A 16,610-nucleotide genomic window follows, 5' to 3' on the forward strand; every position below is an offset into this window, starting at 1 on the left:
ACATACTCCCTACTGGTAGTTACTGGGAGTCCTCCAGTGCGGCCGCCGCCTCCTTCACTGCCTTGATGGCGCCCTTGTTGATCTCGTCCGTACCGGGCGCCTTCTTCGACTCGAAGTCGCTGCCGTTGTACGTGACGACCACCAGGGCGTTGGACACGCGCGCGTACACGATTCCCTCACGTGTCTGCTGCTTGTCCTCGGCGGTGAGGTTCACCACCGAGTAGGCCTCGTCGCCGACGCCGGGAACGGCACCGCCGCCGCTCTTCTCCGAGATGCGCTCCTTGTAGGCACTTTCGGCCTTCTCGTCCGATTCGTGAATCTCGTACGAGATGTCGAGCCAGCGGTAGTCGTAGCCCTTGAGTGCGTTCCAGGAGCAGGTGCGGCGTACGGACTCGTCGGTCGACGCGATCTCCTTGCCGGCTGTCTTCGCGCCCGGGACAAGGGATTTGACCGTTTTCGTCGAGACGCCGCCGCAGGGCGAGGGTGCCTTGGTGAATGTCTTGGTCGCCGCCGACGTCGCCGGGGCCGACTCGGAGGTGGAGGCGGGCTCGGCCTTGGACTCCTGTGCGGAGTTCTCCTTGGCCGGGCTCGCGGCGAACGGACCGGACGACAACGCCCAGCCGCCGACGGCGATTACGGCGACCGGCAGCAGACGCGCGGTGAGGGCGAGCGGCAGAGGGAGATCACGCACAGCGCACTTCTCGGGTTCGAGGCGGCGGTACCGCCGGGCGGTGGGTACGCCAGTGTCACACGACTCCCTGTGGGGCGAAAGTGCGAACCCGTGGATGGCTCCCGTTTTGCGGAGTTCGCTAATTAGGGTGATGTGTGCGAGGAATTGCGGCATTCGGGGGTGGATTGCGGTAGACCGGGTGCGGCGATCATGCTGCAGGCACGATGTTCATGGAGAACCGATGAGCGCTCAGACGCATATGTATGCCGTCTCCGACCCCGAAGCAGCACTCAAGTACGCGATTCAGTACATCGAGGGCGAACGGGCGCAGATCATCGAGGGCATCATCCAGCCGGTCATCCCCTCCTGGGACCACGAAGGCGTCGCGTACCAGGTCTACGAGCAACTCGGCCCCGCGCTCCGCAGACTGGGCTGCCAGGTCGGCTCCGGCAATCTGGACCTGCCGGGGACGAGCAACTGGTACATCCCGGATCTGGCCGTCGTCCCGAAAGAACTCACCAAGGGCGCGTACGCCCTCGTCCCCGACCAGACGCTGCTGATCGTCGAGGTCACCTCGGAGGCGAACGGCGACACGGACCGCACCGTCAAACGGAAGCGCTACGCCGAGTACGGCGCCCCGCTCTACCTGCTCGTCGACCGCCAGGAGCGGTCCTGCACGCTCTACGCCAGCCCCGGCCGCCTCGGGTACACGGAGGTCAAGGGCCCGCTGCAGTTCGGAGCCCCCGTTCCCCTCCCCGAACCGTTCGCCCTGGAACTCGACACTTCGGAGTTCTGACACCGGACGGTTAACCGGTTGCAGCGCTCTTCGCGCGATCAGCACCCTGGACGCATGACTCAGTCACCGTCTGCCACCGAGCCCCAACTCCCTTCCGTGCGCGAGGAGATCCTCGCCTACTACGAGCAGGACAAGGAGGACGCCCGCCTCAGAGAAGGCGCCGGGCGGCTGGAGTTCTGGCGTACCCAGGAGATTCTGCGACGTTTGCTTCCCGGGGCTCCTGCGCGTGTGCTCGACGTCGGCGGGGGCACGGGCGTCCACGCGGAGTGGCTGGCGGGGGACGGGTACGAGGTCGAGGTCGTCGACCCCGTACCGATGCACGTCGAGCGGGCCGGCAGGCTGCCCGGGGTCACCGCCCGGCAGGGGGACGCCCGCGCGCTGCCCGCCGAGGACGCCGCGTACGACGTCGTGCTCCTCCTCGGGCCGCTCTATCACCTGCCCGAACGCCCGGACCGGGTACGGGCCCTGGCCGAGGCGCACCGGGCCGTCCGCCCGGGTGGGGTCGTCGTCGCGGCCACGATCAACCGGTTCGCGGGGCTCAACGACACGCTGGTGCAAGGGAACTACTTCCTGCCGGAACGCCGCACCCGCGTCGACGAGGTCTCGGCCGACGGCAGGCACAGGTACTCGCTCGAAGACCCGCACTTCACCACCGCCTACTTCGCCGACCCGGCCGAGGTGCCCGGCGAGTTCACCGAGGCGGGGCTCGTGTGCGAGGGCCGGTACGGCGTCGAGGGTGTGGCCTGGCTGATGGGCGGGGTGGAGGAGTGGCTGGACGACCCGGAGCACAGGGAGGCCGTCCTGGCGGCGACCCGGCGCATCGAGTCGGAGCCCTCGCTGCTGGGGGCGAGCGGGCATCTGCTGACCACAGGACGACGGCTTCCCTGACCTGGGAGCGGTCTGCGCGCGACCTGCCTCCTGACCGCGGCTTCCTGGCCGCCGCGCACCGGTACGCCACCACGACCGGACGGGGGTACGGGCTGCCCTCTTCGGCTGACGGAGCCCAGCAGCAGGCCTTCCGGGGCCGGCTGGTTGCCCTGCGCTGTTGCCGGCGCGGCTGACCGTCACTCGGAAACGTGCTTACGCCGCTGTCGCTCGGTGAGCCATGACGCGGTGAAGAACACCGGCAGGGCGATCCCGATCAGCAGCGCGGAGCCGGTGAACGCGCTTGCCAGAAAGCGGCGGTCCAGGCGCGCCCCCGTGGTAGTAGCCGACCACCACGGCCATCAGCAGCATGTATCCGCCGATGGCGGTGCCGAGCACTTGGCGGATCAGGCCGGGCCATCCGGGCCTGGTCGCGCCGGGAGCGAGTTGTTTCGCGAGCCGGCGTTCCGGCTTGCCGGCCGCCTCCTTGGGGCCGGGGCTCTGCCGGCGAAGGAGGAGCAGGCCAAGGGCGAGGTATCCCATGACCAGCAGGTAGCCGGTCAGCATGATCCCGATGTTCAGAGGGAGGGGAAGCACGGTACGGCGCTACGTCCGGCGGAACGCCGTCATGGTGCGTCCCGGAGCAGGAAGTGCCAGCCGCGGACGAAGGTGTGCCAGCCGAACCACAGCCACAGCGCGAACAGCGCCCATCGCCCGAACGGGTAGCGCATCACCGCACGCAGGGCGTCGCTGAGGGTGGGGAAACCGTCACCTGTTCGGACGAGGGCCAAGCCCTCCCACGCGAACAGGGCGCCGAACAGCACCGCCCAGACGAGATACCCGATCACCGGATGCTCCGTCACCGCGATCTCCACTCTCATGTGCGCCGACTGGCTGTCACAGGACAGCTGGGGCAATCATGCGTCACGATGCGGACGAAACGTCGGATACACGGATAATTCCGGCGGCTTGTTGTCTCCATCCTGGACCGAGGCACTCCCATCTCGCTGTTCCCTCCCGGTCGTCGCCACCCGCGCCCTGAAAGCGGTCTGGTTCCAGAAGTGGTTCGTGCACCGGCGGTTGCGGCCGGAGGAGTTCGGTGGCCGCATGGCCTGGCTGCTGTCGACCCCCACGGCGTCCTTTCCGAGCCGTACGAGATCCGCGACGGCGCGGCCGGCGCCGCACCCGATGTCCGCTCCCCTGCCCTCGGCGGCCTCCAGGGCGCGGTAGGTGACCTCCCGCACGGTGCGGCCGCTCTCGCTCTCCTCCATCTTCCGCAGATAGACGATGGAGTCCTCGGGAACGCCGGACGAGTCGACGTCGTGGAAGCGTGCGGCAAGGTTTTCGGCCGTGTGTGGTCCGGTGGTGTCCACGTGCTGCTGTCTCCCGTCCGGGGTGCCTGATGCTTCAGCGTGGGTGGAGCTCGTCTATGAGCCAAATCGCCTTATCCGTACGGGGATTGACGGTGAGTCCGGAGGGCTGGACCCATTCCACCGTCAGCCGGTTGATCAACCCCGCCTCGACGTGTTCGGCGAACATCGGACGGATCTCGTCGAGCCGGGCGGCGATGGCCTTGCCCGCCGTGTCCCCGTCCCCCGGGTCGCCCGCGATCCGGAGGACGAGTTCGTCCCTGGCGTCCTTGCGGCGCTGCACCACCTGCATACCGACGAAGGACTCGGCCCTGGGCCACGTGCTGCACGAGGGCGCGAAGGTCCTCCAGCTACAGGGTGATGGGGGCCACCCGGGCGCCCTCGTCGGAGCGGCCGAGCAGTCCGAACCGCCCGGCCCCGCGGTCCACCCACCCCCCGCGGCTGTTGGTCAATTGAGCCCGTCTTGCCCTGAGGCCGCTGGAGGTCCGCCCCGGCGCCTCCGCCGCCGGGGCGGTGGTCACCGGGCCCCGCACCCGGACCTGCCGCCCCAACGCGGGCCAGTAAGGGCGGGAAGGTTTCGAACCCACGCGACTTCGGGGCGTTTCGGGAGAGTATCGGGCCCCCGGCAAGGCGTCGCGCCAGTAGGCCCACATCATTCTCCGCACCGGCTCACCGGGGCGATCCCGTCGGCGGGGCGAGGCGGTGGGCGGGCAAGGTGGCGGTGGGCATCGGGAGGCTGTCGTGTGCGGCGCGGCGGAGGTGTCGCACATACTGCTCCCGCGGTACGAGAATGCCGCCCAGATCGCGGACGTGCGGGCTGTCCCGCTGTGCGTCCAGCAGCTCGCCGCCGGCCTGTGCGAAGCGCGCCGCGAGGTCGGTCACCGCGACCTTCGAGGCACCGGGACGGTGGAAGAACATCGAGTCCATGCTGAAGACAGATCCGACCCGCAGGCCGAAGACACCGCCGACCAGATCGCCGTCCTCCCACACCTCGACGCTGTGCGCATGACCCAGCTCATACAGGCGGACCAGGCTTGCGATCAGCTCGTCGGTGAGCCACAGGGGGACACGGCCGGCGCGGCATTCGCGGACGACCTCCTCGAACCGCCGGTCCAGGCTGGTCGACCACGACAGCCGGTTGCGCAGCCGCCGGGCGAGGCTCCGGCTGAGGTGCGTGGCTGGGACGGGCAGCACCGGCCTGGGGTCGGGCGACCACCAGGAGACGGCGTAGGGATCGGCCGAACCCTCGCCCATCAGCCGGATGCGGCCCTCCTGGACCTGATCGGCGAAGACCACCTCGTTGAGGGCGCGGGTGTACTCGTCGGATGCCGGGAACGGATAGACCCCGGCGCGGTACGCCGCCAGGAGCCCGGCGGGACTGAGGTCGGCGCCGAAGGCCACCGGACCGTCGGGCGGCCCTTCCAGCACGTCCAGCGCCTCCCAGCAAGGGCATCGGCTCACCATCGTGCCGTCCCTTGCCCTTGGCTCTTCACCGACCTGACGCCGTCGGTCTGTTGGAGGAAGTCGATGTAGCGGTCCATCATCTCCGCGTCCACCGGCGGAATGTCGATTCCGGCGTTCACCAGCGCCCGTTCCGCGTTGCCGCGGGTGAACTCCGTGAAAACGCCCTGAAAGTACATCTCGCTCACGGTGATGTCGGCGCGCGCGCACCGGTCGACGAAGAGCGGGACGAACGGGGTGATCGGGTCGGTGGGGTGCCCGGCCGCGTACCTCACCAGAGCGGCGATCCACTCGGCGTACGGGATCTCCTGGATTGGGTACTCCCGTCGGCGCAGGCGCTCGGCGAGCGAATTCAGCAGCGTGGGCCGGGGGTTGGTGAGGTGGTAGACCTCGCCGTGAGCGGGCCCGCTGGTGGAGATGTGTCCGATGGCGCGGGCGAGGTGGTCGGCGGGCAGGAAGTCCAGCGGCAGCCGGACGTCGGGGCACAACCCGGTCCGCGCGATGAAGTCGAAGAGGGCGGCCAGCTCGCTGCTGGTGTTCATCACGCCGGTTCCGCTTCTGCCCGTGACGTCCATCAGGCGGTAGACGGCGACTGGCAGGCCCGCGTCGGACGCCCTCTTCAACAGCGCCTCGGCGACCCATTTGGTCTCCACGTATCCCACGGACAGATAATCGGGGAAGCGCAGCGGCGTGTTCTCCGTCACCTTGCGCACCCCGGCCGGCCCGAATCCCGCGAGCACCGCCATGCTGGAGGTGAAGTGGACGGGGACGGCCCGGTCGGCGGCGAGGCGGATGATCTCGTATGTTCCGTCTACGTTGGCCGAGCGCAACTCGTGGTACGGGTAGATGAAGTTGACCTGGCCGCCGAAGTGGTAGATGGCGTCGATGGTCGATCCCAGCTCCTCGAACCGGCTGGGGGACAGCCCCAGTTCGGGCTTGCCCAGGTCGCCGACGACCGGCTGGACGCGCGAGCTGGACAGATCGCTGAGGACGTACCGCTGGTGGCTCGCGCGGATCCGCTCCATGCCGTGCTGGTCGTCGGAGGCCCTGACCAGGCAAAGGATCCGCCCCGTCGTCCTGCGCAGCAGCTCGTCGATCATGTGCGCGCCGCAGAACCCCGTCGCCCCGGTGAGGAGGACGTCGCCGGGGCGACGGGGATCCGGAGCCGGCGCGTCTCCGTCCACTGCCGGAACGCGCCGATCGGTCTCGGCGGCGAAGTCGACGCTCCCGCCGTCCGGATGGGCCAGTGTGCCCGCACGTGCCTGGCGTACGGACTCGGCGAACGCGGCGAGCGTCGGATACCGCAGCAGGGAACGGGTCAGGTCGCGGATCTGCGTGACCCCGATGCCGAACACGACGCGGGTCCGGGCGAGCATCTCCATGGCCAGCAGCGAGTTGCCGCCCAGCTCGAAGAAGTCGTCGTGCGGACGGACGTAGTCCACATCCAGGATCTGGCCCCACAACTGGGCCATCCCCTGCGGCACCGGACGGTCGTCGGCGCCGGTCGTCGGCGACGCCGCGGTCACGGGTTCCGGCATGGCCTTGCGGTCGAGCTTTCCGCCGGGCGTGACGGGCAGCCGCTCCACCGCGTGGAAGGCCGCCGGGATCATGTAGCCCGGCAGGACCTCGGCGAGTGCCGACCGCATCCGTGCGTGCAGCACCGCCTCGCCGCCGGTGGGCGGCGAGGTCGGCGTGAAGTACGCGACGAGGTCCCGGTCGCCGCCGGAGCGCGTGCGGGCCACCACCATCGCCTGGCCGATCTCCGGGTGGGAGGCGAGCGCGGCCTCGACCTCGGCCGGGTCGACCCGGAACCCGCGGATCTTCATCTGGTCGTCGGCCCGGCCCAGCACTTCCAGGTTGCCGTCCGAGCGCCGACGGCCCAGATCCCCGGTGCGATACATCCGGTCCCCCGGCGCCGAGCCGTGCGGGTCGGGCAGGAACTGCTGTGCGGTCAGGGCGGGTTGCCGCCAGATACCGCGCGCCAGCCCCGGCCCGCCGATGTAGATCTCGCCGCGCTCGCCCGGCGGCACCGGGCGCAGTTCGGCGTCGAGCACGTGGAGGTGATTCCCCTCCAGGGGTCTGCCGATCGGGGCGACGGCGGTGTCCGGCGCGGCGAGCACTTCTTCGTTGAGGTCGCAGAGCGTGGAGGTGATGGTGGTCTCGGTGAGCCCGTAGGCGTTGACAAGCCGCGCGCCGGGGATCCGGCGCAGAATGGCACGGCAGTCCTTCGTGGTGATGACCTCGCCGCCGACGATGACGAGTCTCAGTGACGCGAGGCTCTCGTCGCGGTCCGGGACGGAGAGGATCCGATGCCAGTAGGCGGGGGTCAGGTCGGCGACGGTGATTCCGTGCTCCGGGAGTCGGTTCAGCAGGTCGGTGGGCGCCCATGTATGGGTTCCCGCGAGGACGAGTGTCGCGCCGCTGATCAACGGGGCGAAGATCTGCTCCAGCGAGGTGTCGAAACCGAGCGCCGCGGCGTGCAGCACCCGGTCGTCGGGCGTCAGTTCGTAGGCGCGGGCCACCGCTGTGAGGGAGTGGGCCAGCGACCCGTGGGTGATCATCACTCCCTTGGGAGGTCCGGTGGATCCGGAGGTGTAGATCACGTAGGCGAGGTCGTCCGGCCGGGGGGCCGGCCTAGGTCCCCCCGGCGGCGCCTGAATGGCCGGTTCCCCGGCGTGGACGATCCGCGCCTCGCACCCGGCGAACATCGGCGCGTGCTCGCGGCTCGAGACGATGAGGCGTGAACCGGTCTCCCCGACCAGTCCGGCCAACCGTTGCCGCGGAGTCGCCGGGTCGAGGGGCAGGAACGCGCCGCCGGAGCTCAGCACCGCCAGCAGCGCGACGACCAGCTCGGGCACGCGGTCCAGGCATACGGTGACGACGGACTCCGCGTCGACGCCCGACTCCCGCAGTTGGTGAGCGAGCCGGTCGGCGCGGCCGGTCAGCTCGGCGTAGCTGAGCCGGCCCTCGTCCGAGATCACCGCGAGCGCGGACGGCGTACGCCGTGCCCGCTCCCGGACCAGCTCGGGCACGGTGCTCGGCCCGGATTCCGGGGACCACCGCTCCGTACGGGCGCTCGCGGGCCGCATGTCGGTCCACAGGCGCTCCACCAAGTGCCCGCACCACCCGGCGCCCTCCGGTCCGCCGATCCGACGCCACCCGGCCGGAATCCGGCGATCGGCGGGCCAGATCGCGTACTGCTCCCCGTCGTTGCGCAACACGACGCACAGCGCGGCCGACTCTGTCGGCGGGTGATCACGTTCCGTCACCTTGGGTCTCCCGCCTGGCGCGGAGTCCCCCTGAGCACGACCCGCACCCCTCGCGGGGGAAGGCCGCCGCCATTACTGCTGCCCTTCCGTGGGTGTCCCGGCCAATCCGGCCATGCGGCCGAGCGGCGGCGCCAGGACGAGGTGCTTCGCCTCCTCGGCGCCGACCGGTTCGGCGAAGAGATACCCCTGGCCGAACGGGCAGCCCATGGAGATCAGTGACTCTTGCTGCCGCACGTCCTCCACTCCTTCGGCGATCACGGTGAGACCGAGGGTGTCCGCGAGATGCGTGATGCCCTCGACCAGGGCGTACTGTTCGGGCGAGCGCCCGAGTTTGTCGACGAACGACTTGTCGATCTTGAGTATCGAGATGGGGAACTCACGCAGATAGCTCAGCGACGAGTAGCCCGTTCCGAAATCGTCGATCGCGATACGGATACCGAGGTCGGTGAGCGCACTCATCTCGGCCAATATACGTTCGTCGTTGTACATCAGCACACTCTCGGTCAGTTCCAGTACGAGGGACGAGGGCTCGATGCCGGAGAGATCCAGAGCGCGTCGGATCACGTTGTAGAACTCCTCGTCCCGGAACTGACGCGGCGACACGTTCACGCTGACGTAAGGCGTGTTGCGGTCGGCGGTCCCGCCGCGCAGCACGAACTCCTCCCACCGGACCGCCTCGGCCGCGGCTTGGTCAAGCACCCAGGCGCCCAGCGGGACGATCTGCCCGCTCTCCTCGGCCAGCGTGATGAACTGCTCCGGCAGCACCATGCCGCGCGCGGAGTGAGGCCAGCGAACGAGCGCCTCGAAGCCGGCGATCCGCCCGCTGGCCAACTCCACGATGGGCTGGTAGAGCACCATGAACGACGTCTCGATCGACGAACTGTCCAGGCCCTCCTGCAACTTGGCACGCTCGGCCATGCCGCTCTGCAGAGCCGGGTGGTAGCGGCGCCACTGGCGCTTGCCCGCCGTCTTCGCCGCGTACAGCGCGAGATCGGCGTGCGTCAGCAGTTCGACCGAGTCGATGCTGTCCTCCGTCGTCGCGACGCCGACGCTGGCGTACGTGCTCAGCGGTCCCACACTGAGCCGGAACGGCTCGGCGAACGCGGTCATCACATGTTCGGTGAACCGCTCCACACCCGTCGGTGTGGCGGAGCCCTCCACCAGCAGGGCGAACTCGTCGCCGCCTATGCGCGCGGCGGTGTCGGAGGCACGGACGGTGGTCTGCAGCCGGAGTGACAGCGCGACCAGGAGTTCGTCGCCCACACTGTGGCCGTGTATGTCGTTGACGACCTTGAAGTCGTCGACGTCGACGAAGAGCACACCGACGACCGTGCCGTCGCGCTGAGCCTGCACCAGGGCGTGGTTGACCCGTTCCTGGAAGAGCAGGCGGTTGGCCAGGCCGGTGAGGGAGTCGTGGAACGCCTGGTGGGTGAGTTCGCGTTCGAGCTTGCGCTGTTCGGTCACGTCCCGCAGGGTGAGCACCACCCCGCCGACGGTCGCCTCCTCGCGCAGGTCGCTCCACCTCACCTCGACTTCGATGGAGCCCCGGTCGGCGCGGATCATGCGCCAGTGCTCGCGCCTGGTCTGGTACTCGCGGCTCCGTATCCGGCCGAGTGTCTCGACGACCGCGAGGCTGTCCTGCGGCGGCACCAGATCGATGAGGTGGGTGCCCTCCAGGTTCGTGAATCCGAGCACCTGCTCGGCGGAGGGGCTGGCGTAACGGACTCGGTCGTCGTCGAGGATCAGGATCACGTCCGAGGCGTTCTGCACCAGTGTGCGGAAGTACATCTCGCTGTTGCGCCGGTTGACCTCCTGGGCGAGGGCGACCCGCGCCACGGCAAGTGCCGTCTGCGCGGCGAGAGTCGCGAGCGTTTCGCGGAGCATGAGCAGCTCCCGCTCGTCCCCGATCACGATCAGCGCCCCGATCAGCGGATCGCCGGAGGGGTGATCCTGAGAGGTGAGCGGGCAGACCAGCGCATGCCCGGTGTGTGTCGGCCCCTCGTCCTGACCTGTGAGGTGGGCGGCGAGATCGGGCCCCACTCCGTCGAGGGTCACCAGGCGGTTCTCGCCGGACGCGATCAGTTCCCGTACGGCTGCCGTTCCCCGCGGGGACAGGGGCCCGCGTATGCCGCCGTGCGCCCCGTTCACCCAGAGCGTGTTGTCCGGCACGGTGAGCAGCGCGGAACGCGGCGGGGTGTCCGGCATCAACTCCGTCACCGCGGAGTTGACGGCGGAGGCCGCATCCCGCAGATCGCCCGCTCCACCCAGCGATGACACCGCGTCGCGCAGCGTCTTCTCCCGGCCGACCGCCTGCTGGTGGGTCGCCACAACGCCCGCCAGGCGGTAGAGCACCAGGAGGAAGAGCACCGCGGAGAACACCCCGATGACGCCGACTTCGGAGCGCACCCCGCGCACCGCCTCCGTCAGGAGGATGGCCGGTGCGATCAATGACGCCAGGGTGAGCAGGGTCAGCCGGCTCGTGGCGGACTCGGCGCGCCATGCCACCGGCTGGGTCAGCGAGCGCATGGACGGATCGAGCGCGGCGGCCGCCCAGGCTCCGTACAGGACGGCCCAGCCGAGATCGACCGCGGTACCCGTGCGCCACGTCCCGTTCAGTTGGATCAGGCCGTAAGCCACGTCGGCGGCGAGCAGGCCGACGGTACCCGCGGTGAGCAGCATGAGCGAGCGGCTCTTGCCGCCACGGCCGACGAGCAGGCGCAGCAGCATCGCCAGTACGAGGATGTCGCCGAGTGGATAGGCGATGGAGAACGCCTTCTGAACCCAGGTGAGACCCGCGACGCGGGCGTACGGATCGATGAGGAAGAGCCACGACAGCAGCGCCAGGCCGACGGTCAGCGTCAGCGCGTCGACGAGGCTGGCGCGGTCGCGCCAACCTGTGCGCCAGTGCACGAAGCCCAGCAGCCCGGCCGCATACAGCGGATATGCCGCGAGATAAAAGCCGTCGGCGATCGAGGGGAACGGGACTTCCTCGTCGAGTAACTGGATGAGGATGATCTGGGTGGCCTGGCCCGCGGCGAAGGCGAAGTTTCCCGCGGCGAGAAACAGCCAGGGGAGTCGATGCGCGGGGCGGTGGAGAAGGATACCCAGGACAATACCGATGACCCCGATGGCTCCAAGGGCGACAAAGATCAGCCGCTGTTCCGGAACCATGTAGTAGACCGCGGTCAGCACGACGATGCATGCGCTGACAACAGCCATCGCGATCTGGCTTCGCAGTCGCGCGTTCATCCCCAACCAACCTCCTGGGAGGGTCGTTTGTCGGGCGAAGCGAGCTGGGCGAACGGCCGGTGTCCGGCGACGTGTCTTCCATCAAGCTAGCTCGGCTCGTTATTTCCCGCATGTGCGGGAAGAGATAACGCGGTGCGTCGCAGGATGCCGCGCCATGCGTGAAAATAGAGACACTGAAATCGGGGACGTGAAATTGGAGGACGCGGAAACCGGACCGTCTCCGCCCAGCGACGATCGGCTCCTGACGGAGCGTGGAGCACCATGCTCTCCGATTACCGCCGGATCTTCTCTCCTGCAGGCAGTCTGCTTTTCTCCACCGCGGGCTTCGTTTCACGCCTTCCGCAGTCGATGATCGGCGTCGGCATCGTCACCATGCTGTCGCAGCTCGGCGGTGAGTACCTGCTCGCCGGCTCGGTCTCCGCCACGCAGGCGCTCGCCGCCGCGGCGATCGGACCGCAGATCTCCCGACTGGTCGACCGGCATGGGCAGCGCCGGGTCGTCCTCCCGGCGACGGCCGTGACGGTCGCCGCCATCTGCGCGCTGCTGCTGTGCGCCCGGTACGCCGCCCCCGACTGGACGCTGTACGTGGCGGCGGCGCTGGCGGGCTGCATGCCCAGCATGGGCGCGCTCGTCAGGTCCCGCTGGGCGGAGCTTCACCGGAAGTCACCGCGGCTGCTGCACACCGCGTACTCGCTGGAGTCGGTGCTCGACGAGGTGGTCTACGTCGTCGGCCCGGCCCTGGCGATCACGCTGTCGACCAGCGTCTTCGCCGAGGCCGGACCGCTGACGGCCGCGGTCCTGCTCGCCGGCGGCGTCCTGCTGTTCGCCGCCCAGCGGCGTACGGAACCGCCGGTGCACCCCGCCCTGGAACGCGCCGGGGGCTCCGCGCTGCGCATCCCGGGGCTCGGCCTGTTGGTGCTGACGCTGACGTCGGTGGGCGCGTCCTACGGTTCGGTGGAGGTCGCTACGGTGGCGTACGCCGGCGCACACGACCACAAGGCGCTCTCCGGCCTGCTGCTGGGTGTGTACGCGCTCGGCTCGGGCCTGGCGGGCGCGGTCTTCGGCGCGATGAGGCCGCGGGGGGTGATCACGCGGCGGCTGCTGCTCAGCGTCTGGGCGATGGCGGTGACGATGGCACCGCTGTTGTTCGAGCCGAGTCTCGCGGTGCTGGCGGGGGTGCTCTTTGTGGCGGGCATGTCCGTCGCGCCGACCCTGATCACCACGATGGGGCTGGTGGGCCGCCTGGCGCCGGCCGCCCAGCTCACCGAGAGCATCACCTGGGTCGTCTCAGGCCTCTCCGTCGGGGTGGCACTGGGCTACGCCACGTCCGGGTGGTTGATCGACGCCGCAGGGGCCGCGGCGGGCTACTGGGTGCCGTGCGCGGCGGCCCTGCTCGCCGCCTCGACGGTCTCCCTCGCCCTGCCACGGCTGACCCGTGCCGACGCGCGGTGAGCGCGGCCAGGCCCTGGGCGCCCTTGGCGGGTGGCTTGTCAGGGCCTGCTGGGCGGGGTCCGGTTCTGCCGGGGTTCCTGTTCCTCCTCCGCACGGATGAAACGCTCGAGCAGTGCGTCGAGACCGGCGGCCAGGCCCTCCGGTCCGCCCTGCTCGGCGAGGGTGGCGGCGGTTTCTCGGAGCCTGGGCAGTTCCTGGGGCGGCATGCGGTGCAGTCCGAGGCGGAACGCGGGATCCGATTCCTCGGGGTTGTCCACCATGGCCTGCAGTTCCACGGACACATAGCCGAGGACCCAGCCGGTGAAGGCGCGGAAGACGGCGGAGGAACGGGCCTCGTCCAGCCCCGCCCCCTGGAGCAGCGCGAGCACCCGCTCGTGATGCCTCAGGACGGCGAGCGGCCGCCGGGCCAGCGGGACCGCCAGCATGCGCGTGGAGAGCAGCGGCATCACCTGAGGATGGGCCAGACAGACTTCGTACGTCGCCCGTGCGATCCGGTGGAGTTCGGCGCGCCATGCGGAAGCCTGGGCCTGGGCCTCGGCGGCCGTCGTGCCGGGACCAGGGTCGGCGGCCAGGCGTCCCTCCAGTTCGAGGTACAGGGCTTCGACCAGACCGTCCAGGAGCGCGTCCTTGCTCGCCGCGTACCGGTAGAGCGCCATCGCTTCCACGCCGAGCTCGGCGCCCAGCCGGCGCATGCTCAGCGCCGAGAGTCCCTCGCGGTCCACCAGCTCCAGGGCGCTGGCCAGCACGCGCTCCCGGCTCAGTCGGCCGTAGTGGCCACGGTCGCTGGCGCGTCGCGCAGGGCGGGCTCCGGGGCCCTCGTCCTTCTTCTGCGCCTTCGCCTCGTCCTTGGCCATGCTTCGCCTCCGGCTGGTCGGCCCGTGTCCTGTCCCGCTCGTGTTGACTCTATGCATCTCCGGGCGCAAAGTGTACGTATACGACGTAAATATACGGCATTAGTGGTGCGTCTGTCGGGCCCGTTCGGCCATGCGTGTATGCGAAGGCGTCTGTACGGAGGCGTCATTCCCCGGAGAGAGACAGGAAGCGGGGAGCAGGAAATGACAGTCCACCGGCTCCGGCCCCGACCCGACCAAGCCGATCGCGTCCGGTCGGCCCTGAACGGTGTGCCACTCGCTGACGCCCTCACCACGGAGCGCGCGGGGGAGCCGGAACTCCCCCTCACCGTGACCCGGATCAGTCCGGAGGCCCGGAGGGCGGCGCAGCGGGTGCTGGCCTCGGGATGGGTGACGACCGGACGGGAGACGGCACTCTTCGAGCGGGAGTTCGCGGCTCATGTCGGGGCCGCGCACGCCGTCGCGGTGAGTTCCTGTACCGCGGCGCTCGAACTGGCGCTGCGCGCCCTGCGGGTCCCGACCGGTGGGACCGTCCTGATCCCGGCCGTGACCTTCTGCGGCGCGGCCCAGGCGGTCCTCCACGCCGGGCTGCGGCCTGTACTCGTCGACGTCGATCCGCACACCGCGATGCCGACCCCGGCCACCGTCGCCCGGGCGGCCAGGGTGTGCGGCTGCCCTCACGTGATGATGGTCCTGCACTACGCCGGGGCGCCCGCGCCGGTCGCCGAGCTGGCGGAAGCCGCCCGACTGCCGCTGACCCACGTCGTCGAGGACGCCGCCCACGCCGTGGGCACGTCGGTGGGCGACCGGCCCGTGGGAAGCCTGTCGAGAGCGACCTGCTTCAGCTTCCACGCCACCAAGAACCTGCCCATCGGCGAGGGCGGCATGGTGACCACGGACGACCCGCACCTCGCCGATCGGATCCGTCGTGCGCGGTTCCACGGGATGTCCGCCGACGCCTTTCGACAGAACCTGCCTGACGGCGGTTGGCGGTACACCGTCGAGGAGGCGGGCCTCAAGGCCAACATGACGGATATACAGGCCGCCATCGGGCGGGCGCAACTTCGTCACCTCGATGACTGGCAGCAGCGGCGGCACGCCGCGGCCGGACAGTACGCGGCAGGCCTGGAATCCGTTCCCGGGGTGCGACCGTTGGAGGTCACCACCCTCGGCCGGCATGCCCATCACCTGTACGTGGTGCGCGTGCTGGAGGAGGAGTACGGGATCGGCCGCGACCAACTGATCGAACGGCTGGGGGAGCGCGGGATCGGCACCTCGGTCCACTTCATCCCCCTGCACCACATGCCGTACTTCCGCCGCCTGGCGATCACTCCGCCCGGTGGCCTGCCGGGAGCCGACGCGCTCCTTCCCCAACTGATGTCCTTGCCCCTGCACCCCTTCCTCACCGAGCGGGCGGTCGACCGGATCTGCGCAGAGCTGGCCCGGATCGCGCCGCGCCGGCCCGCGGGACTGGGCACCCTACTGAGCCGGACGGCTCGGCCACGTACCGCATGGGCCGGCCAGTACTCGGAGGGCCCGTGATGTCCGCGCGCCGCCGGTGGCCCCAGTGGACGCCGAGGCAGGCTCTCGCGAGGCACACCCGGCCACGCCGTCGGTGGCTGCGGCGCCTGCTGATATGCCTGGTCGTCGCCGTGCTCGCTGTGCTCGGGCTCGGCGCCGGCAGTGTCTGGTGGGCCACTGACCACTACGGCGACCAGGTCACCCGCATACCCGACGCCTTTCCCGACGGCCCGCGGCCCGAGACCGGCGACGGCACCACGTTCCTGCTGGCAGGTGTCGACACGCGTTCCCGGAAGCCGACCACTGGAGACGGCGCCGAAGCCGACCTCTGGAAGTACGGTGCCCAGCGCAGCGACACGCTGATGCTCGTCCATCTCGCTCCGGGCGAGCGCGAGTCGTACACGGTGTCGATTCCACGCGACAGTTGGGTGCCCATCCCCGGACACGGAACCGCGAAGATCAACGCGGCGTTCTCCTGGGGAGGTCCCTCACTTCTCGTCCAGACGGTCGAGGACCTCACCGGAGTCAGGGTCGATCATTTCGCCGTCATCGACTGGCACGGATTCAGATCCCTCACCGACGCGGTCGGCGGTGTGCCGATCACCGTCCAGCAGAATTCCTACGACCCGGAGCAGGAGAAGCACTTCAAGGCGGGCACGCACACCATGAGCGGCGAAGAGGCGCTCTCCTACGTGCGGCAGCGCCACGGTCTGCCCGGTGGGGAGCTGGACCGGATCAAGCGGCAGCAGGAGTTCCTGCGCAGCCTCGTCGGCCAGATCCGCGACGACGTGAGCATCACCAACCCGGTGAAGGTCGACCGGATGCTCGACGCGATCACCGGAACCGTGAGCGTCGACGACGAGCTGTCCAACAGCGACCTGCGTGACTTCGTGTTCGGTCTGCGCCATCTGGACTCCACGGACACCCGCTTCACCACCGCGCCGATTGTCAGGTCGGACATGATCGACAGCCAGTACGTCCTGATCCTTGACCGGGACGGCTTGCGGAGGCTGTGCCACGGGATCGAGACGGGACACCCGCCCGGCACCGGGAAGTGAGGCAGGCAAGTGCGCCACTGCCAGCACCGGAACACGGCCGACAGGCACG

General features: G+C 69.7%; 13 protein-coding genes and 1 pseudogene. 5 read left to right on the top strand and 9 right to left on the bottom strand.

Annotated elements, in window-relative coordinates; all coding sequences use genetic code 11:
* Positions 1-19 precede the first annotated feature (19 nt).
* Positions 20-691 (bottom strand): hypothetical protein, encoded by a 672-nt coding sequence (locus tag CES90_RS29545; RefSeq protein ID WP_189787144.1) that lies wholly within the window; start codon positions 689-691, stop codon positions 20-22.
* A 220-nt stretch (positions 692-911) separates the two neighbouring features.
* On the opposite strand from CES90_RS29545, the gene CES90_RS29550 reads away from it, so the two are divergent.
* Positions 912-1,466 carry a Uma2 family endonuclease gene (locus CES90_RS29550; RefSeq protein ID WP_149830023.1) on the top strand — a complete coding sequence of 185 codons (555 nt, stop codon included), beginning with the start codon at positions 912-914 and terminating at the stop codon, positions 1,464-1,466.
* Between the two features lie 54 nt (positions 1,467-1,520).
* Positions 1,521-2,354, top strand: coding sequence for a class I SAM-dependent methyltransferase (locus CES90_RS29555; RefSeq protein ID WP_189787145.1), 834 nt, complete (start codon positions 1,521-1,523; stop codon positions 2,352-2,354).
* 176 nt (positions 2,355-2,530) lie between these two features.
* Here CES90_RS29555 and CES90_RS29560 read toward each other — a convergent pair.
* The 7 genes and pseudogenes from CES90_RS29560 to CES90_RS29590 form a co-directional block, all read right to left on the bottom strand.
* Positions 2,531-2,897: pseudogene (locus CES90_RS29560) on the bottom strand (DUF6256 family protein).
* 59 nt (positions 2,898-2,956) lie between these two features.
* Complete coding sequence (locus CES90_RS29565) at positions 2,957-3,193, bottom strand: DUF6186 family protein (protein ID WP_208921461.1); 237 nt, start codon at positions 3,191-3,193, stop codon at positions 2,957-2,959.
* A 54-nt stretch (positions 3,194-3,247) separates the two neighbouring features.
* Positions 3,248-3,703 carry a methyltransferase domain-containing protein gene (locus CES90_RS29570; protein ID WP_208921462.1) on the bottom strand — a complete coding sequence of 152 codons (456 nt, stop codon included), beginning with the start codon at positions 3,701-3,703 and terminating at the stop codon, positions 3,248-3,250.
* 34 nt (positions 3,704-3,737) lie between these two features.
* Positions 3,738-3,992 (bottom strand): hypothetical protein, encoded by a 255-nt coding sequence (locus CES90_RS29575; RefSeq protein WP_189786893.1) that lies wholly within the window; start codon positions 3,990-3,992, stop codon positions 3,738-3,740.
* Positions 3,993-4,369: 377 nt separating this feature from the next.
* On the bottom strand, positions 4,370-5,164 hold the full coding sequence (locus tag CES90_RS29580) for a leucyl/phenylalanyl-tRNA--protein transferase (RefSeq protein ID WP_189786894.1): 795 nt from the start codon (positions 5,162-5,164) through the stop codon (positions 4,370-4,372).
* Positions 5,158-8,430: an amino acid adenylation domain-containing protein gene (locus tag CES90_RS29585; protein WP_189786895.1), complete on the bottom strand. Its 3,273-nt coding sequence runs from the start codon at positions 8,428-8,430 to the stop codon at positions 5,158-5,160. The genes CES90_RS29580 and CES90_RS29585 overlap by 7 nt, the downstream gene beginning before the upstream one ends.
* 72 nt (positions 8,431-8,502) lie before the next feature.
* Positions 8,503-11,679: a putative bifunctional diguanylate cyclase/phosphodiesterase gene (locus CES90_RS29590; RefSeq protein ID WP_189786896.1), complete on the bottom strand. Its 3,177-nt coding sequence runs from the start codon at positions 11,677-11,679 to the stop codon at positions 8,503-8,505.
* Between the two features lie 261 nt (positions 11,680-11,940).
* Between CES90_RS29590 and CES90_RS29595 the strand changes: the two genes are divergently transcribed.
* On the top strand, positions 11,941-13,131 hold the full coding sequence (locus tag CES90_RS29595; RefSeq protein ID WP_189786897.1) for an MFS transporter: 1,191 nt from the start codon (positions 11,941-11,943) through the stop codon (positions 13,129-13,131).
* 38 nt (positions 13,132-13,169) lie between these two features.
* Here CES90_RS29595 and CES90_RS29600 read toward each other — a convergent pair whose 3' ends face one another.
* Positions 13,170-13,985 carry a TetR/AcrR family transcriptional regulator gene (locus CES90_RS29600; RefSeq protein WP_189786898.1) on the bottom strand — a complete coding sequence of 272 codons (816 nt, stop codon included), beginning with the start codon at positions 13,983-13,985 and terminating at the stop codon, positions 13,170-13,172.
* A gap of 267 nt (positions 13,986-14,252) precedes the next feature.
* Between CES90_RS29600 and CES90_RS29605 the strand changes: the two genes are divergently transcribed.
* Both CES90_RS29605 and CES90_RS29610 read left to right on the top strand, forming a co-directional pair.
* Entirely contained in the window at positions 14,253-15,524 is a 1,272-nt protein-coding gene (locus tag CES90_RS29605; protein ID WP_229914291.1) for a DegT/DnrJ/EryC1/StrS family aminotransferase, read from the top strand.
* On the top strand, positions 15,524-16,561 hold the full coding sequence (locus CES90_RS29610) for an LCP family protein (protein ID WP_189786900.1): 1,038 nt from the start codon (positions 15,524-15,526) through the stop codon (positions 16,559-16,561). Before CES90_RS29605 ends, CES90_RS29610 begins: the two co-directional genes overlap by 1 nt.
* Positions 16,562-16,610: the final 49 nt, after the last annotated feature.

Origin of the sequence: Streptomyces capitiformicae (assembly GCF_002214185.1) — a bacterium.
In the GTDB taxonomy this organism is placed as follows: Bacteria; Actinomycetota; Actinomycetes; order Streptomycetales; family Streptomycetaceae; genus Streptomyces; species Streptomyces capitiformicae.

What these genes read in the sequence shown, in the direction of transcription:
- CES90_RS29575 (WP_189786893.1), bottom strand. Translation starts at nt 3,992, where the DNA reads ATGCAGGTGGTGCAGCGCCGCAAGGACGCCAGGGACGAACTCGTCCTC.
- CES90_RS29610 (WP_189786900.1), top strand. Translation starts at nt 15,524, where the DNA reads ATGTCCGCGCGCCGCCGGTGGCCCCAGTGGACGCCGAGGCAGGCTCTC.
- CES90_RS29600 (WP_189786898.1), bottom strand. Translation starts at nt 13,985, where the DNA reads ATGGCCAAGGACGAGGCGAAGGCGCAGAAGAAGGACGAGGGCCCCGGA.
- CES90_RS29595 (WP_189786897.1), top strand. Translation starts at nt 11,941, where the DNA reads ATGCTCTCCGATTACCGCCGGATCTTCTCTCCTGCAGGCAGTCTGCTT.
- CES90_RS29590 (WP_189786896.1), bottom strand. Translation starts at nt 11,679, where the DNA reads ATGAACGCGCGACTGCGAAGCCAGATCGCGATGGCTGTTGTCAGCGCA.
- CES90_RS29550 (WP_149830023.1), top strand. Translation starts at nt 912, where the DNA reads ATGAGCGCTCAGACGCATATGTATGCCGTCTCCGACCCCGAAGCAGCA.
- CES90_RS29580 (WP_189786894.1), bottom strand. Translation starts at nt 5,164, where the DNA reads ATGGTGAGCCGATGCCCTTGCTGGGAGGCGCTGGACGTGCTGGAAGGG.
- CES90_RS29555 (WP_189787145.1), top strand. Translation starts at nt 1,521, where the DNA reads ATGACTCAGTCACCGTCTGCCACCGAGCCCCAACTCCCTTCCGTGCGC.